The organism is Sorangium sp. So ce321, from assembly GCF_051530195.1.
Lineage (GTDB): Bacteria > Myxococcota_A > Polyangia > Polyangiales > Polyangiaceae > Sorangium.
The window spans coordinates 2,383,538-2,398,835 of sequence record NZ_CP150329.1; the positions used below are offsets into that span (position 1 = coordinate 2,383,538).

At 71.8% G+C, this 15,298-nt stretch carries 12 protein-coding genes; 5 read left to right on the top strand and 7 right to left on the bottom strand.

Translation table 11 applies throughout. The features are described 5' to 3' along the window. Positions 1-69: 69 nt before the first annotated feature. The 3 genes from WME89_RS09305 to WME89_RS09315 form a co-directional block, all read right to left on the bottom strand. Positions 70-825 (bottom strand): SAM-dependent methyltransferase, encoded by a 756-nt coding sequence (locus tag WME89_RS09305; RefSeq protein WP_438008862.1) that lies wholly within the window; start codon positions 823-825, stop codon positions 70-72. Positions 826-859: 34 nt separating this feature from the next. Further along, positions 860-1,732, bottom strand: a complete 873-nt coding sequence (locus WME89_RS09310) for an STAS domain-containing protein (protein ID WP_438008863.1) — start codon at positions 1,730-1,732, stop codon at positions 860-862. Between the two features lie 679 nt (positions 1,733-2,411). After that, positions 2,412-3,350 carry a serine/threonine-protein kinase gene (locus WME89_RS09315; RefSeq protein WP_438008864.1) on the bottom strand — a complete coding sequence of 313 codons (939 nt, stop codon included), beginning with the start codon at positions 3,348-3,350 and terminating at the stop codon, positions 2,412-2,414. Between the two features lie 50 nt (positions 3,351-3,400). Between WME89_RS09315 and WME89_RS09320 the strand changes: the two genes are divergently transcribed. After that, positions 3,401-4,384, top strand: a complete 984-nt coding sequence (locus WME89_RS09320) for a lipoyl protein ligase domain-containing protein (protein ID WP_438008865.1) — start codon at positions 3,401-3,403, stop codon at positions 4,382-4,384. Positions 4,385-4,632: 248 nt separating this feature from the next. On the opposite strand, the gene WME89_RS09325 is transcribed toward WME89_RS09320, so the two are convergent. Further along, positions 4,633-5,832 (bottom strand): acyl-CoA dehydrogenase family protein, encoded by a 1,200-nt coding sequence (locus WME89_RS09325; RefSeq protein ID WP_438008866.1) that lies wholly within the window; start codon positions 5,830-5,832, stop codon positions 4,633-4,635. Between the two features lie 49 nt (positions 5,833-5,881). Between WME89_RS09325 and WME89_RS09330 the strand changes: the two genes are divergently transcribed. Further along, complete coding sequence (locus WME89_RS09330) at positions 5,882-6,964, top strand: phosphotransferase family protein (RefSeq protein WP_438008867.1); 1,083 nt, start codon at positions 5,882-5,884, stop codon at positions 6,962-6,964. A 320-nt stretch (positions 6,965-7,284) separates the two neighbouring features. Here the strand turns inward: WME89_RS09330 and WME89_RS09335 are convergent, their stop codons facing one another. The 3 genes from WME89_RS09335 to tssC form a co-directional block, all read right to left on the bottom strand. After that, positions 7,285-7,914: a glutathione S-transferase family protein gene (locus WME89_RS09335; RefSeq protein WP_438008868.1), complete on the bottom strand. Its 630-nt coding sequence runs from the start codon at positions 7,912-7,914 to the stop codon at positions 7,285-7,287. Between the two features lie 52 nt (positions 7,915-7,966). Beyond that, complete coding sequence (locus WME89_RS09340) at positions 7,967-10,081, bottom strand: M13 family metallopeptidase (RefSeq protein WP_438008869.1); 2,115 nt, start codon at positions 10,079-10,081, stop codon at positions 7,967-7,969. Positions 10,082-10,172: 91 nt separating this feature from the next. Beyond that, positions 10,173-11,654 (bottom strand): type VI secretion system contractile sheath large subunit, encoded by a 1,482-nt coding sequence (tssC, locus tag WME89_RS09345; protein ID WP_438008870.1) that lies wholly within the window; start codon positions 11,652-11,654, stop codon positions 10,173-10,175. Positions 11,655-12,302: 648 nt separating this feature from the next. Here tssC and WME89_RS09350 point away from each other — a divergent pair. From WME89_RS09350 to WME89_RS09360, 3 genes are read left to right on the top strand one after another with little or no spacing between them, the layout of a single operon-like run. After that, on the top strand, positions 12,303-12,470 hold the full coding sequence (locus WME89_RS09350) for a hypothetical protein (protein ID WP_437624781.1): 168 nt from the start codon (positions 12,303-12,305) through the stop codon (positions 12,468-12,470). 59 nt (positions 12,471-12,529) lie between these two features. Further along, positions 12,530-13,123, top strand: a complete 594-nt coding sequence (locus WME89_RS09355; protein WP_438008871.1) for a hypothetical protein — start codon at positions 12,530-12,532, stop codon at positions 13,121-13,123. Continuing rightward, the gene (locus WME89_RS09360) at positions 13,120-15,270 is read left to right on the top strand and encodes a heavy metal translocating P-type ATPase (protein WP_438008872.1); all 2,151 of its coding nucleotides are present in this window, start codon (positions 13,120-13,122) and stop codon (positions 15,268-15,270) included. Before WME89_RS09355 ends, WME89_RS09360 begins: the two co-directional genes overlap by 4 nt. Positions 15,271-15,298 lie beyond the last annotated feature (28 nt).

A 15,298-nucleotide genomic window follows, 5' to 3' on the forward strand; every position in this document is an offset into this window, starting at 1 on the left:
CGGGATCCCCGCGCTGCGCAAAGAACAGGGCTCCTCGGCCCTGGCGGCGCGGACGGGCGCGGCGACACTTCAGTGGTGCGCGATCAAGCCCATCATCTCGAACGGGTTCGACTCCATCTCCGCGGGGGTCAGGAAGTCCTCCATGTCGAGCCACTCCACGAGGGGCCGGCACTCGCTCACCTTCCACGGCGCCACGAGCGCCGCCATCTCCTCGGGCGTGCGCAGGTAGATCTTCTGCCCGGCGAGGGACGAGGCGCCGTTCAGCTGGTGCCCGGCGGTGGCCCCGCGCGCCACGGCGAAGCTGAGGGCCAGCGTGCTGCCGCTGGCGCAGAACGCGTGCATCCTCTGCAGGAGATCGCGCGTGTGCTCATCGCTCATCATGTACAGGATGCCGATGCTCCCCACCGCGATGCGCCGGTCCGCGCCGAAGAACTGCGCCGCCGCCGCGAGCAAGGGTGACGGCTCGCGCAGATCGGCCTGAATGTAGCGCATGTTGGGCCTGTCAGCCAGGAGCTGTTCGCCGTAGATCACGCTCACCGGATCGATGTCCGAGAACAGGATGCGCGCCTCCGGCAGGTAGTCGTTGAGGTGGCCTTGCGTCGGCAGCCCCGAGGCGAGATCGAGCACGCTCGTGATCCCCGTGTCGGCCCATCGCTGCCCCACGAGCTGGATGAACCAGCGGTTGAGCTTCGCCCATTTCGGGTAGGTCGGCACGATCTTCATCATCTCGGTGGCCGTGTGGCGATCCACCTCGTAGTTATGGTGCCCTCCGAGGACGTAGTCATAGACCCGACCGATGTGCGGTTTGCTGGTGTCGATCTCCATCGTTCCCTCCTGGAGCGAGCTGGCGGCGCGCGCGTCAGCGGCCGCGGTACGAGTGCGCGGGCGCGCGCTGCGAGCGGGGGCTGCTGCGTACCTCGAGCCCCTCCCGCCGCAGCGCATAGAGGATACCGCTTTGAAGGTCGGCGAGGACGACGATGCCCGCGAGGCCGGCGCTCTGGTCGCTCAGCGCGCGCGCGATCTCGGGGCGGATGCCGACGAGCACCGGGTGGGTGCCGAGGAGGGTGAGCGCGCGCGCGGTGCGCACGAGCGCGGCGACGACCACCTCGTCCACGGCCGGCACGCCGGTCACATCGATGATCGCGGTGCGCGTTCGCCGCTCCACCACGTCCCGCAAGAGGAACTCGGTGATCCTGTCCGCCCGCTCGATATCGAGCTTCCCGATGAGCGGCAGCACCACGATGTGGTCGTACACGGGCATGATCGGCGTCGAGAGCTCCATGATCATGCGGCGCAGCTCGCGCTCGCGGTTCTGTATGGCGCGCTCGAGCGCGACCTGCATCTCGTCGCGCTGGACGCCGATCTCGCGCCGCTCCTGCTCCGCCACCGCGTCCACGATCAGCGTCAGACAGTCGTTGACGCGCGCCGCCTCCTCCAGCGCTCCGGGCGTCCTGTCGGGCAGGCGCGCCAGCACCTCGCGCACGAGGGCGCGGCTCAGCCCGAGCACGGCGCGCAGGCCGAGGCCCTGGGCTCCGAGCTTGTGCCCGAGCGACAGGGCGGGCGCCGTGTCGCCGGCAGAGACGAAGCGGAGCAGCTCGGCGAGGACCTGCTGCGCGACCTGCGGAAGCCGGAACGGAGGGAGGCCGCTGCGGTTGTGCAGGGCGTTTACCTTGAGCGCCTTCGCGGCGCTCCTCGTCATCGCCTGGTGCTCCGGGTCTATCCAGCTCTGCATGGAAGGTCCGCTTTCTCGGCCCTGGCGAGCCTGCGTCACATGGGTGCTCGGGGAGTGGGAGAGTGGATGACCTCCGGGGTGCGCGCGCCCATCGGAGAGCGGGCTGGGTTGGACCTCGACGCCAGGCCGCATCGACTCGCCATGCAGACGAATGTCGTGACTCCGCAAGGTGCTCCCCCACGACACTCAGCCGAACGCTCCCGTGCCGCGCGTCCACCTTATCAGCGTCTCGACTCGATGTGATCGGTTACAAGCGCGGCGCGCGATGGCGCAGCCATCACACCAGGTGCGTCAGCGCCGTGGCGCCGATGGCGCTCGCACGATGTGCCACATCGCATGCTGGCTCGGCAGGATGTGACTGTGCAGGAGCGCGCCTGTGCGGTGACATACGCAGGCAGCCAGACGGGGAGCATCACGATCACCGTGAACCGCAGCGATCAAACCCAGGTGAGAGACACGTATCTCTCGAGGAAGTGAGGGCCGTGGCTGCCGCCGTTGAGGTGATAAGCCCAGATCGTGCCGAGCACGGTCGACGCGAAAACATGTCCCTGGTCGCCGCTGGAACCGTGAGCCTGTCGACCCGCGAGCACGGGCGCGGCGGAGCTGGCCAGCGCGCTCCCAGGGGAGGTGACGGTGCCCGGCGACGCGCGCCGCAGGCCGCCCGTCGCCGGGCCCCCGGCTACCCGCGCCCCCTCGCCGCGGCCGTCGCATACGGCGGCTCGCGGCCCGCGCGCAAGGCCGCGAGGTCGGCGCGCATCGTCCTCGCGTCGGGGTACCGCTCCTGCTTCTGGAAGGCGAGGGCGCGGTCCACGACGGCGCACAGGCCGGGCGGCGCCGTGGGGGCGTGCTGCGCGAGGGGCGGCGCCTTCTCGGTGGCGACGGCGATGAGCAGGTGCGCGTCCTCCAGCTTGCCGTGGATCGTGCGGCCCGCGAGCAGGCGGAACATCGTCGCGCCGAGGCCGAAGAGGTCCGTCCGGCCGTCGATCTCGCGGATGAGGCCCAGGCCCTGCTCGGGCGCCATGTAGTCGTCGGTGCCGATCGACACGCCCGTGCTGGTCTTCGTCATCTCCGGCACGCCGGCGACGTCCTCGAGCAACGGATCGAGGACGCGCGCGAGGCCGAAGTCGAGCACGCGCACGCGCCCGTCATTGCCGATGTGCAGGTTCTCGGGCTTGAGATCGCGGTGAACGATGCCGTGGTCGTGCGCCACGATCAGCACGTCGAGGACGCGCTCGGCGAGCGCGATCACCTGGCCGACAGGGAGCGTCCCGTGCCGGACCATGCGGTCGAACACGGTCTCTCCTTCGAGCATCTCCATCGCCATGTAGACCGCGCCGTCGTCGGTGGCCCCCGACTCCAGCACCTGCGGGAGCCCCTCGCAGAGCGGCGCCACGGCGGCGAGCGCGTTCCCGATCGGCCCCTCGCGCAGGAACCGCTTCCGCACCTCGTCGAGCTCGGCGAGCTCGGCGTGCAGGACCTTGACCGCCGCCACGCACCCGTCGGCGCGGCGGCAATAGAAGACGCTCGCCATGCCGCCGACCCCGAGGACGCGCTCCACCGCCCATGGGCCGATCCGTGTGCCGACGCGCTGCTCTGCCAGCTCTTCTTCGGTCACCATGGGGCGATGGTATCACCGGTGCGCGCGAGGGAGCATACTCGAGGCTCGCCATGCGCTCCCTCCCGCCTGCCCATCGTCCGCTCGCGGACGCGCTCGCGCTCGGCCCCGCCTTGCTCGCGCGCGCCCGCTCGGCGCCCGCGGCGCCGTGGCTCGCCGCGAGCCTCGTCGAGGGCCCCGCGGTGGTGCTCGGCGCGGCCCAGCGCGCCGGGCGCGTGGTCGACCTCTCCGCCTGCGCGGCGCGCGGCGCGCCGGTCTTCCGGCGCTCGACGACCGGCACGGCCGCGTTCCTCGGCGGGCGCGGCGTCCTCTGGACGCTGGCGCTGCCGCACGTCGCCGCGCTGGCGCCCGACGCCACGGCCCGGACGCTGCTGAACCGCAACGTGCGCGGCTTCCTCCGGGGCTTCACCCGCGCCGGCGCGCCGGCGCATTACTTCGGGCGCGAGTGGATATCGCTGCAGCACCGCCCCGCCGCGCTGCTCGGCGTCGACGCCGCGGAGGACGGCGCGGTCCTCATCGAGGTCCTCGCCGGCCACGACGCGCCGCTCGCGATCCCGGCCGAGCTCGCGGCGCCTGACGAGCGCGCCGTCGACCGCTGGCTCGGCAAGGCGCCGGCGGCGCTCGCCGAGGTGCTCCCGGCGCGCTCCTCGCCCGAGGCGCTCGCGCGCACCGTCGTCGAGGAGATCGCCTTGCGCGCGGGGCTCCCGCTGATCGACGGCGGCGCGCCGGAGCTCGAGGCCGAGCGGCTCCAGCCGATCACCGCGCCCGACGACCCGGCGCCGCCGGGCGCCGGCCCCGCGGTGCTCGCGCGGGTGCCGATCGGCTGGATCGAGGCCGCCGCGCTCGGCGGGGCGCCGGCGCGCGCGTGGCTCGGCGGCGATGTCCTCACGGCGCGCTGGCTCCTCGACGCGCTCGGCCGGGGCGTGGATCCCGCGTCGCTGGACACCGGGGCCGCGCCGCTCGAGGGGGCGGGCCTCTCCGATCTGCGCGCGCTCGTGCAGCGCGCGCTCTCTGCGGACGGTGCGCTCGATCGCTGACCGACCCGGCCGAGCACCACGCTGACAAGACGATGCGGGCGCCCGGCGCGCGGCCCGGCTTGGCGCGCCACCGTCGGGCCACACCGGAAGCGGGCTCGACCGAGCCTCACCAGCCCAGCCTCACCACCGATCGTTCTGGAACGATCGGTCCAGAATGCGCCGCGCGCGAGGACAGCTGGGCTCCAGCATGGGCCCAGCCCGCGTGGGGACGGTCGCTGTCGTTCGATATACCGCCGGAGACCGCCCCCTCAGATCAACGTCGTCAACGTGCCTCGCAGGAAGTCGCGCGCGACGACGACGTCGTGGACCTCGTCCGGCCCGTCGGCGATGCGAGCGGACCGGGCGAAGCGATACCAGAGAGAAAACGGCATGTCCTCGCTGTATCCGAGCGAGCCGTGCATCTGGATCGCGTCGTCGAGCACCTGGCAGAGGAGCCGCGCGACATGGTTCTTCGCCATCGAGGAGTAGGGGCGCGCCTCCTTCTCCTTGCCTTGCTCGAGCATCGCCGCGCAGTGAAGCGTCATCAGGTTGCCGGCGTGGATGCCGGACGCCGCGTCGGCGATCTTCTTCTGGATCATCTGGTGGTGCGCGAGCGGCTTGCCGAAGCTCTCCCGCGTGACGACGTACTCGCGGCACATCGCGAGCGCGCGGTCGGCCCAGCCCAGCCAGCGCATGCAGTGCGTGAGGCGCGCCGGCACGAGGCGCCGCTGCGCGAGGAGGAAGCCCTCGCCGACGCCGCCGAGGACCGCGTCGTCGCCGACGCGCACGGCGTGAAAGCGGAGCTCGGCCTCGCGGTGCGCGAGCATCGGCGGGCTCATCACGGGGATGTCGCGCACGTGCTCGACGCCCTCGGCGTGACGATCGACGACGAACATCGTCGCGCCGGTGCGAGGATCGTCGGACGTCCGCGCCATCACGATGAGGAACGCCGCCTCGCCGCCGCCGGTCGTATACCACTTGTGGCCGTCGATCACCCAGCCGCCGTCGACCCTGGTCGCCTTCGTGCGCAGGTTCGACGGATCGGCGCCGGCGCCGGGGGCGGGCTCGGTCATCGCGAAGCCGCTCGTGATCTCGGCGCGGGCGAGCGGCGCGAGGTACTTCGCGCGGATCGCGGGCGAGGCCGCCTTGAGCAGGAGGTCCATGTTGCCCTGATCCGGAGCGTCGCAGTTGAAGCAGGCCGCGCCGAGCGGAGAGCGGCCCATCTCGCGAAATAGCGCGCACATGCCCATGATGCCGAGCCCCAGCCCGCCGTGCTCCACGGGCAGGTGCGGAACGAAGAGGCCCGCGGCCCGCGCGCGCTCGCGGAGCGCCGTCAGCGTGTCCTTCCGTCGCTCGCGATCCTCTTCGAGGATCGCAGGCTCGCTCGGAATGACGTGCTGGTCGACGAACGCGCGCACGCGGCCGCGGAGATCAGCCAGCTCGGGGGACAGATCGAAGGAGATCGTCACGGCGGCAGTATAGGAGGCCGATGGGCTGCGTGATAGGGTGGGACGCGCGATGGCTCTCACCCCGCCGACCAACACGCGCGCGCCGCGCGAGGCGCACCGGATCGACGAGGCGGCCCTCGGTCGCTGGCTCGCCGAGCACGTCGAAGGCTGCGCGGGAGGCGCCGTGGCCGTGGCCCAGTTCAAGGGCGGCCAGTCGAACCCGACGTACTGGGTGGGCGTCGACGGCGGGTCGGGCGGAGGTCTGGAGCTCGTCGTGCGGAAGAAGCCGCCCGGCAAGCTCCTTCCCTCCGCGCACGCCGTCGAGCGCGAGCACCGGATCCTGCGCGCTCTCCGCGACACGGCGGTGCCCGTACCGGAGGCGCTCGCCCTCTGCGAGGACAGCTCGGTGATCGGCACACCGTTCTTCGTCATGCGGTATGTCGCCGGACGCATCTTCTGGGATCCTGTCTTGCCCGAGCTCGGGACCGCCGGAGACCGCCGCGCCATCTATGCCGAATACATCCGTGTCCTCGCGGCGCTCCACCGCGTCGATCACGCCGCCGTGGGGCTCGCGGACTACGGCAAGGTCGGCGGCTTCGTCGCGCGGCAGGTAGACCGCTGGTCGAAGCAGTACGAGGCCTCGCGCACGGGCGAGATGCCGGCGATGGAGGCGCTCATGCGGTGGCTGTCCGCGAACGTCCCGGCGCACGACGAGACGACGCTCGTCCACGGCGACTACCGGATTGACAACCTCGTATTTTCGTCCGGTTCTCCGCCCGAGGCGATAGCGACGCTCGACTGGGAGCTCTCGACGCTCGGACATCCGGTGAGCGATCTCGCGTACGCCTGCATGGGCTATCGCGTCAACCTCCCTGGTCGCGGCGGTCTCGCCGGGGTCGACGTCGCGTCGCTCGGGATCCCGACCGAGGACGAGATGGTCGCCTCTTACTGCAAGCTGTCCGGTCGCGACCGCATCGAGGCGTGGCCGTACTTCATGGCCTTCGGCATCTTCCGCCTCGCCGCGATCGCTCAGGGGGTTTACAGGCGGAGCCTCCTGGGCAACGCGAGCTCGGAGGACGCCGGCGGCTACGGCGCGGCCGTGACGGTGCTGTCCGAGCTCGCCTGCGAGATCGCGGGTATCTCTCCGCGCTAGCATCGCGTCAGCAGGAGTGGACCTCGCTCTGGTGGTGACGTTCCACCTGGTGGCAAACGCAGGGTCCAGCGGCTCTGCTGCATGGCTTCACCGGCCTGCTCCGGACGACATGGGCGGGCGGCTCGCTGGTGGCCGCGACGGCGCAGGACGCCTTCCTCGCCAGGGTCGGCTTCTGAGCCAGCCCAGGAGAACCTCACCGCGCCGGACGATGTCGTCCTCTGCGAAGGCTCCCCCGACGAGATAGGCGTCGGGCGCTTCAACCGTCCCGCCAAGAGCTGAGCGCGCGCCGCTGCCCAGGGTCCCCGTCCGGCTGTCGCGAGCTACACGGCCACGTGCAGCGGCTGGACCACCGCGGCGAACACCGGGAGCGCCTCGCAGCGGGCCGCGTGCGCGGCCAGCGCCGGCCGCCGCGCGGTGTCGACCAGCGACGGGTGCGCCTCGCCGAGGAAGCGCAGCGCGCAGGCGACCGCGATGTCGGCGTGGCTGAAGGCGCCCAGCCAGAAGTCGCCGCCCCGGGCGGCGCGCTCCCGCTCCAGCAGATCGAGCGTCTCGGAGATCTGCGTGACGCAGCGGTCGACCCAGACCGGGCTGCGGCGGTCACCGGCGCGCAGCACGTGCTCGTAGAGCAGGCTCACCGCCTTGTCCGCGAAGCCCGTGGCGAGCGCGCAGACCCGCAGGCCGGCGCGGCGCGCCTCGCCCGAGGGCGGCAGGAGCGCGCGCTCGGCCCCCACCAGGCCGTCGAGGGCGTCGAGGATCGCCGCGCTCTCCACGAGCGCCTCGCCGTCGTCCATCACGAGCACCGGCACGCGCCGGAGCGGGTTGTACTGCGCGATGGACTCCGCGTCTGCCCACACCGACCACGGTCGATGCTCGTACGCGAGCCCGTGATGCTGGAGCGCCACGGCGACGCGGCGCACGAAAGGCGAATCGTACTGGCCGATCAGGATCATGGATCCGCCTGTAACCGAGGGCGCCGGCCGCGGCAACGCGCGGCCCCGGGCGCTACCAGACCGTGCACATGTTGGTCGGCCGCATCGGCGTGCCGGGCGCGCACTTGAACGCCTCGCCGAACTCCGGGAGGTTCGCGAGCGGCCCGTTCACGCGGAAGCGCGGCGGGGAGTGCGGGTTCACCTGCACCATCAGCCGCAGCGCCTCGTCGCGCATCTTGCCGCACCACGCCTGCCCGTGCGCCAGGAAGAACTGCTGATCCTCCGTGAAGCCCCCCGCGACCGTCTGCTCCGCCGCGCCCTTGCGCATCGCGCGGTACGCCATGAAAGCGAGCTTCAGGCCCCCGAGATCGGCGATGTTCTCGCCCAGCGTCAGCTTGCCGTTCAGCTTCAGCCCCGGCAGCGCCTCGTAGGCCGAGTACTGCGCGTCGACACAGCCGGTCTTCGTCCTGAACGCCGCGCCCACGTCCTTGGACCACCAGTCCTCCAGGTTGCCCTTCGCGTCGAACTGCGACCCTTCGTCGTCGAACCCGTGCGTGAGCTCGTGACCCACCACCATGCCGATGCCGCCCAGGTTCACCGCCACGGCCGACTTCACGCTGTAGAAGGGCGGCTGCAGGATGCCGGCGGGGAACACCATGTGGTTCCGCTGCGGGTCATAATAGGCATTCACGGAGGGCGGGCTCATCTGCCACTCGTCGCGGTCGAGCGGCCTGTCGATCTTGCCGAGATCCCACCGCGTGTGGAAGGCGCGCGCCGCGAGCGCGTTCTTCGCGTACGCCCTCGGATCGACCTCGAAATCGTACGTCTTCCACTTGTCGGGATACCCGATGAGGTACGCCATTGCGCTCAGCTTCGTCAGCGCGCGCTGCTTCGTGCCCTCATCCATCCAGTCGAGCGACCGGACCTCGCGCGCGAACGCGTCGCTGATCTCGCGCACCATCGACTCGGCCGCCGGCTTGCTCTCGCCGGGGAAGCTCGTCTTCACGAACGGCTGCGCGAGCAGCTCGCCGAGCGCGTTGTCGGTCGAGTCCACGCAGCGCTTCCAGCGCGGCCGCACCTCCGTCTGCCCGGTGAGCGCCGATTGCAGCGTGAAGCTCTCGTCGACGAACGCCTTGGGCAGCGCGGGCGCGGTCGAGCGCACCACGTGCCACGCGAGGTAGCTCTGCCACGCGGCCGGCTTCGCCGCCTTGAGCAGCCGGGAGAGCCCCTCGAAGAACCGCACGGAGGTCACGTTCACCTCCTTGATGTCCGGGCGGCCGATCCCCTGGAAGTACGCGTCCCACGGGAAATCCGGCGCCGTCTTCGCGAGCGCCGCCCGGTCCAGCTTGTTGTAGAGGCCCTTCGGATCGCGCCGCTCGACCCGCGTCTTCGAGATCTTCGCGAGCTCGGTCTCGATCTGCACCACGTCGGCCGCCGCCGCCTTCGCCGCGGCCTCCTGCGCCCCCGCGAGCCGCATCATCCGCGCGACGTGCTCCTGGTACTTCGTGCGGAGCGCCTTCGATTTGTCGTCCTCGTTCAGGTAGTAGTCGCGGTCCGGCAGGCCGAGGCCGTTCTGGTCGAGCTGCGCGATGACGCGCGTCGCGTCCTTCATGTCCTGCGCGGAGGAGATGTCGAAGAGCGCCCAGATGCGGCGGACGTGGAGCTCGGTCACGAGCGCCCCGACGCCCTTCGCGTCGCGCACGCGCCGCGCCTTCGCGAGGAGGTCCGCGATCGGCTTCGCGCCGGCGGCCTCGACCGCGGCCTCGTCCATGCAGGCCCCGTAGTAGGCCCCGATCTTCTTGCTCACCGGATCCCTGTCGCCGGCCTGCGCGGCCTCCTCGAGGATGCGCCGGAGCTCCGCCTCGTTGCGCTTCTCGATCTCGTTGAAGCTCCGCATCCAGTACGACTCGTCCCCCGGGATCTCGGCCTTCGCCAGCCACCCGCCGCAGGCGAACTGGTAGAAGTCCTGGCAGGGGTTCGCCGAGCGGTCGATCGCGGCCTCGTCGAGCCCGACGCTCTCGAGCTTCGTCTCGACCACGGGCAGGCCCTGGGGCGCCGGCTGCGCGGGCGCCGCGGGCGCCGTGGCGGCGGGGAGCGGCGGCGGGCTCGCGGCGGGGCCGCAGGCCGGCAGCGCGGCGAGCGCCAGGGTGATCGCGAGGGGAGCGGCAAGCTGTCGATGCGTGCGCATGCCGCGCTCTACCACGGACCGCGCGCCGCGCGGATCCCGTGATGTCGGCCGAGGTCCGCGCCAGCGCGCCCGTCCGGGCGCGCGGTCCGCCTCACTCCCGGTCGAGCTTGCCCATCAGGCTCAGGGTGAAGTAAGCCCCCATGTACTTGAGGTGCGGGCGCACCTCGAGGTGCACCCGGTACCAGCCCGCGCTCCCCTCGACCTCGGTCACCACGGTCCTGGCCTTGCGGAGCGGCCGGCGCGAGCGCACCGCGGGCGCCACGACATCCATGTCCGCGACATACTGGCCGAGCCACGCGTTCAGCTCGCGCTCCAGGTCGCCGCGCTCCTTCCATGTGCCGATCTGCTCGCGCTGCATCACCTTGAGGTAGTGGGCGAGCCGGCTCACGAGGAAGATGTAAGGCAGCTGCGTGCCGAGTCGATAGTTGATCTCCGCGGCGCGCCCCTCCTCGCTCTGGCCGAAGAACTTCGGCTTCTGGATGGAGTTCGCGGAGAAGAAGCACGCGTTGTCGGTGTCCTTCCGGAACGTGAGCCCGATGAAGCCCTCCTCGCTGAGCTCGAACTCGCGGCGCTCGGTCAGCATGATCTCGGTCGGGATCTTCGTCTGGATGGCGCCCAGCGCCTCGTACTCGTGCAGCGTGAGGCCCTCGACCGTCCCGCCCGACTGCGGCCCGATGATGTGCAGGCACCAGCGGTGGCGCGCGAAGCTCTCGGCGAGCCGGGTCGCGAGCGCGTAGGTCGGGGCGCCCCAGCAGTACGCCGCGTGGTTGCCGACGACGTCCTCCTCGTACGAGAACGTCTTGACCGGCAAGGTGCTTGCGCCGTACGGCAGGCGCAGGAGGAAGCGGGGGAGGAGCAGGCCCACGTAGCGGGCGTCCTCGGACTCGCGGAACGCGTTGTACTTCACGTACTGCGGCCCCTCGAAGAGCGCCTTGATGTCGCCGAGGTGCGGCACCTTCCGGTAGTCCGTGAGCCCGAAGAACTGCGGGCCCGCGACGGCCAGGAAGGGCGCGTGCGCCATCGACGCCACCGCCGCGCACTTCTGGAGGAGCGCGATGTCCTGGGGCCCGGGGCCAAACTCGTAGTTGGAGACGATGGCGGCGAACGGCTTGCCGCCGAACGAGCCGAACTCCGAGGAATAGGCGATCTTGTAGAGACCGCTCCTCACCACCTCGGACGAGTCCTCGAAATCGGCGAGCAGGTCGTCCTTCGAGCAGTTGAGGAGCTCGAGCCGGATGTTCTCGCGAAAGTCGATGTGATCGACCGCGAACTTGAGCCCGCGCCACGCCGCCTCCAGCCGCTGGAACGTCGGGTGGTGCAGGATCTCGTCGATCTGGCGCGACAGCCGCTGGTCGATCTCGGAGATCCACAGGTCGACCAGGGCGTTGTCGATCACCGCCCCGCCCGCCCCGCCCTCCCGCCGGCGGACCGCCTCGCGGAGCGCGGCCTTCACGCCCCGCTCCATGCCCTCGTACGCGGCGCTGGCCGGCCCGATCCCCGTCTGCGCCAGGATCTCCGCGACGACAGAGCCGCCGCCCTCTCGCGCGGGCTCTTCGTGCTGCCCCTCTTGCATGTACACAAATTTACCACGGTCGCTCGCCGCCTGGAAGCGACGGACACGCCGGCGCGCGAGCGTCCCCCGCGTCCAGCGCCGGCCCGCGCGGCGCCGCGCGGGCCGGAGGCCAGGACAGAACGCTCCGCCAGCACGCAACTCACCACGTAGCCACCACGTAAACCGGCGCGTAAGCCGACACGCAAGTCAGGTGTCGAGTGGACATGAAATGTACGTGGCGATCGAGCGACTACAGTGTTACAAATCCTTTGTGGGTGCTCTCACGGAAGTCGCGGAAGCAAGGGTTTTCGCTCGAAGGCGCCCTCTCGTATTCCCGGATCCGGCGCCGCCGCCCCCGAGGCGGCGCCCGTCCTGGTCGTGGCCGCGAAGGGCCGCCGTCGCGCGGCCCTAGCGACCCGCGCGGCCCGGAATCCAGAGGAGCCAGCCGCGGAGGCGCGGAGAGCAGAGGTCCGCTTCTGTCTCTCTCCCTCCGTGTCCTCTGTGTCTCTGGGGTCATGTTCTCTGTCGTCCGTAGGGCGCGCTGCTCGGCGTCGCCGCTCGTGTCATTCAAGGAGAGGAGGGGGGATGGAACGCCTCGGGCTTGGCATCATCATCGGTGTTGGTCTCGCCAGCTTGACAAGGGTCACCCGTCCGACCGTCAAGAGGGCCATGAAGCTCGGCTTCGTCGCGCTCGGGGCGCTCAAGAGCGCGCTCGGCGAGGGCAGGGAGCGGCTCGCCGATCTCACCGCCGAGGTGCGGGACGAGATGGCGCGGCAGCAGCAGGGCGCCGACGCGTCTTCGGGGGTGCGCGTCAAGATGGAGCCGCCCGCGGGCTGAGGACGAGCCGAGGAGAGGGGTGTCCGGGTGACCCGGCCTCGCCGGCCGGGAGGTGAGCCATGTCGAGCGATCGAGGGGTCTTCATCATTCACTGCATCCCGGGGCGCGTGCGCCTCGGCGTCGGCGCCCTCCGCCGGGACCCGGCGCGGGCGGAGGAGATCGCGGAGCTCGCGCGCGCGTGCCCCGGCGTCGTCGACGCGCGGGCGAGCGCCTGGGCCGGGAGCCTCACGGTCGAGCACGAGCCCGATGTCCCGCTCGAGGAGGTCCTCGCCGAGCTCGCGCAGATCCCGGAGCTCTCGGGCTGCGGCTGCCGCGCGCTCGACGAGCTCTCGCCGCCGCCGCGCTGCGCCGGGCCGGTCGAGCCGCCCAGCCCGGACCGGACGGTGCGCCTCGTGGTCAAGGCCGCGGACCGGCTGAACGCCGCGACGCAGGCCGTACCGCCGCCGCAGGTCGACCTCAAGCTCCTGATCCCCGGGCTGCTCGTCGGCTCCGGGGTGCTCCAGGTGCTGCTGCGGCGCGCCCCGAGCGCGCCTCACTGGATCACGCTGGTCAAGTATGGACTCGACGCGTTCGTGGTGCTGAACCACGGCCGTATCCAGGGCTTCTTCGCGAGCTCGGGGGCGCCCACCGGCGGCGAGATGGGGCGGCCATGACAGCGCTTCTGTCGAGCGGGGCCGCGCCGGTCTCCGTCGTCCACGCCATCCCCGGCAGGGTCCGCCTGCGGCTCCCGCGCCTCCGCCGGGACGAGGCCTTCGGCCCGCTGCTCGAGGCCGGGCTCACCGCGGTGCCGGGGGTCCTGTCGGTGCGCGTCGCCGAGGGCGCGTCGAGCGCCGTCGTCGAGCACGACCCGCGGCAGGTGGACGTCGATGCCATCGTGCGCGCCGCCGCGCTGGCCTCCGCGGCGCCGGCCCCGCGCGGGGCGCTGCGCGTCGCGCGCCGCGCCCGCGAGTCGCGCCTCGCGGCCGCCCTCGCGCGGCGCCCGCTCTACTTCTCGAGCGCCGGCATGCTCTTCTCGCTCGGCTTCGTCTCGCCGCTGCTCGCGTACCCGTTCATCGCCGCGACGTCCCTGCCCATCCTCAGGCGGGCGTGGGACTCGGTGGCCCGGCAGCGCAAGCTCAACGTCGACCTGCTCGACAGCCTCGCGATCGCCTCGGCCGTCGCGACCGGCGACGCCATCAACGCCGCCGGCATCATCTGGCTGGTCACGCTCGGCGACCACATCCGCGACCGCACCCAGGCCCGCGCCCGGCGCGCGATCAGCGGCCTGCTCGGGTACCAGCAGGACCTCGCGTGGGTGGTCCGCGGCGACGCCAAGGTGCAGGTCCCGGTGGCCGAGCTCGTCGTCGGCGACGTCCTCGTCGTCTACACCGGCTCGGTGATCCCTGTCGACGGGACGGTCACCGACGGGGAGGGGCTCGTCGACCAGCAGACGCTGACCGGCGAGTCGGTGCCCGTGCTCAAGGGTCCTGGCGACCGCTGCTTCGCGGCGACCGTCATCAAGGACGGCAAGCTGTACATCCGCGCCGACAGGGTCGGCGGCGACACGACGGCCGCGAGCACGGCGCGGCTCATCGAGAGCGCGCCCGCGCTGGAGACGCGCGCGCAGAACTACGCGGAGGTCGTGGCGAACCGGCTCGTCCCGCCGGCGCTCGCGTGCTCGGCCGTCGTGCTCGCGGCCACGCGGGATCTCGGCCGCGTCTCCGCGATCCTCACGATCGACTTCGGCACCGGCCCGCGCGTCTCGGCCCCCACGACGGTGCTCGCCTCGATGAACGCCGCGGCGCGGCGCGGGATCCTCATCAAGGGCGGCGCCTACCTCGAGAAGCTCGCGAAGGTGTCGACCGTCGTGTTCGACAAGACGGGCACGCTGACCTCCGGCGTCCCCGAGGTGACCGATTTCCTCGTCCACGACGCCCTGTCCGAGCGCGAGGCGGCGACGCTCGCCGCCGCGGTGTCGGCGCGGCAGACCCACCCCGTCTCGCAGGCGGTGCTCCGGCTCGCCGAGGCGTGGCGGCTCTCGGTGCCGGACCGGGAGGAGTCCCGCTACCTCGTCGGCCGGGGGGTGCAGGCGAGGGTCCTCGGCCGGGTCGTGCAGCTCGGCAGCCCGCGCTTCATCGAGGAGCTCGGCATCCCGTGCCGCACCGAGGCCGGCGCCCGGAAGGCGCTCGAGGCCGCGGCGAAGTCGCTGCTCTTCCTCGCCGTCGACGGGCGGCACGTCGCCACGCTCGCCTACCGCGACGCGATCCGCGCCGAGAGCCGCGCGACGATCCGGAGCCTGCGCGAGCGCGGCATCGACGACATCGTCATGCTGACGGGCGACAGCCGCGAGGTGGCCCGGCAGGTCTCTCTCGAGCTCGGCATCACGCGGTTCTTTGCGGAGATGCTGCCCGAGGACAAGGCCGAGATCACGCGCCGGCTCACGCAGGAGGGCCGCACCGTCGCGGTCGTCGGGGACGGCATCAACGACTCGCCGGCGCTCTCGTACGCCGACATCGGGATCTGCGTCTCCGCGGGCGCGGAGATCGCCCGCGAGACGGCCGGCGTCGTCCTCGTGGAGGACGACCTGTCGAAGCTCGTCGAGGCGATCGACATCTCGCGCAGCGCGATGCGCATCATCCACCAGAACTTCACGATGATCCTCGCCGTGAACGCGGTCGCGTACGCGCTGTCGATCCCCGGGCTCCTGAACCCGGTCATGGCGACGCTCATGAACAACGGCTCCGCGGTCCTCGCCTGCGTGAACGGCCTCCGTCCGCTCATGGCGGCGCCGCGCCGGAGGCCCCGCGCCGCGGGCGCGTAGCCCGGCGCGTCCGCCCCGGCGCGTCCGC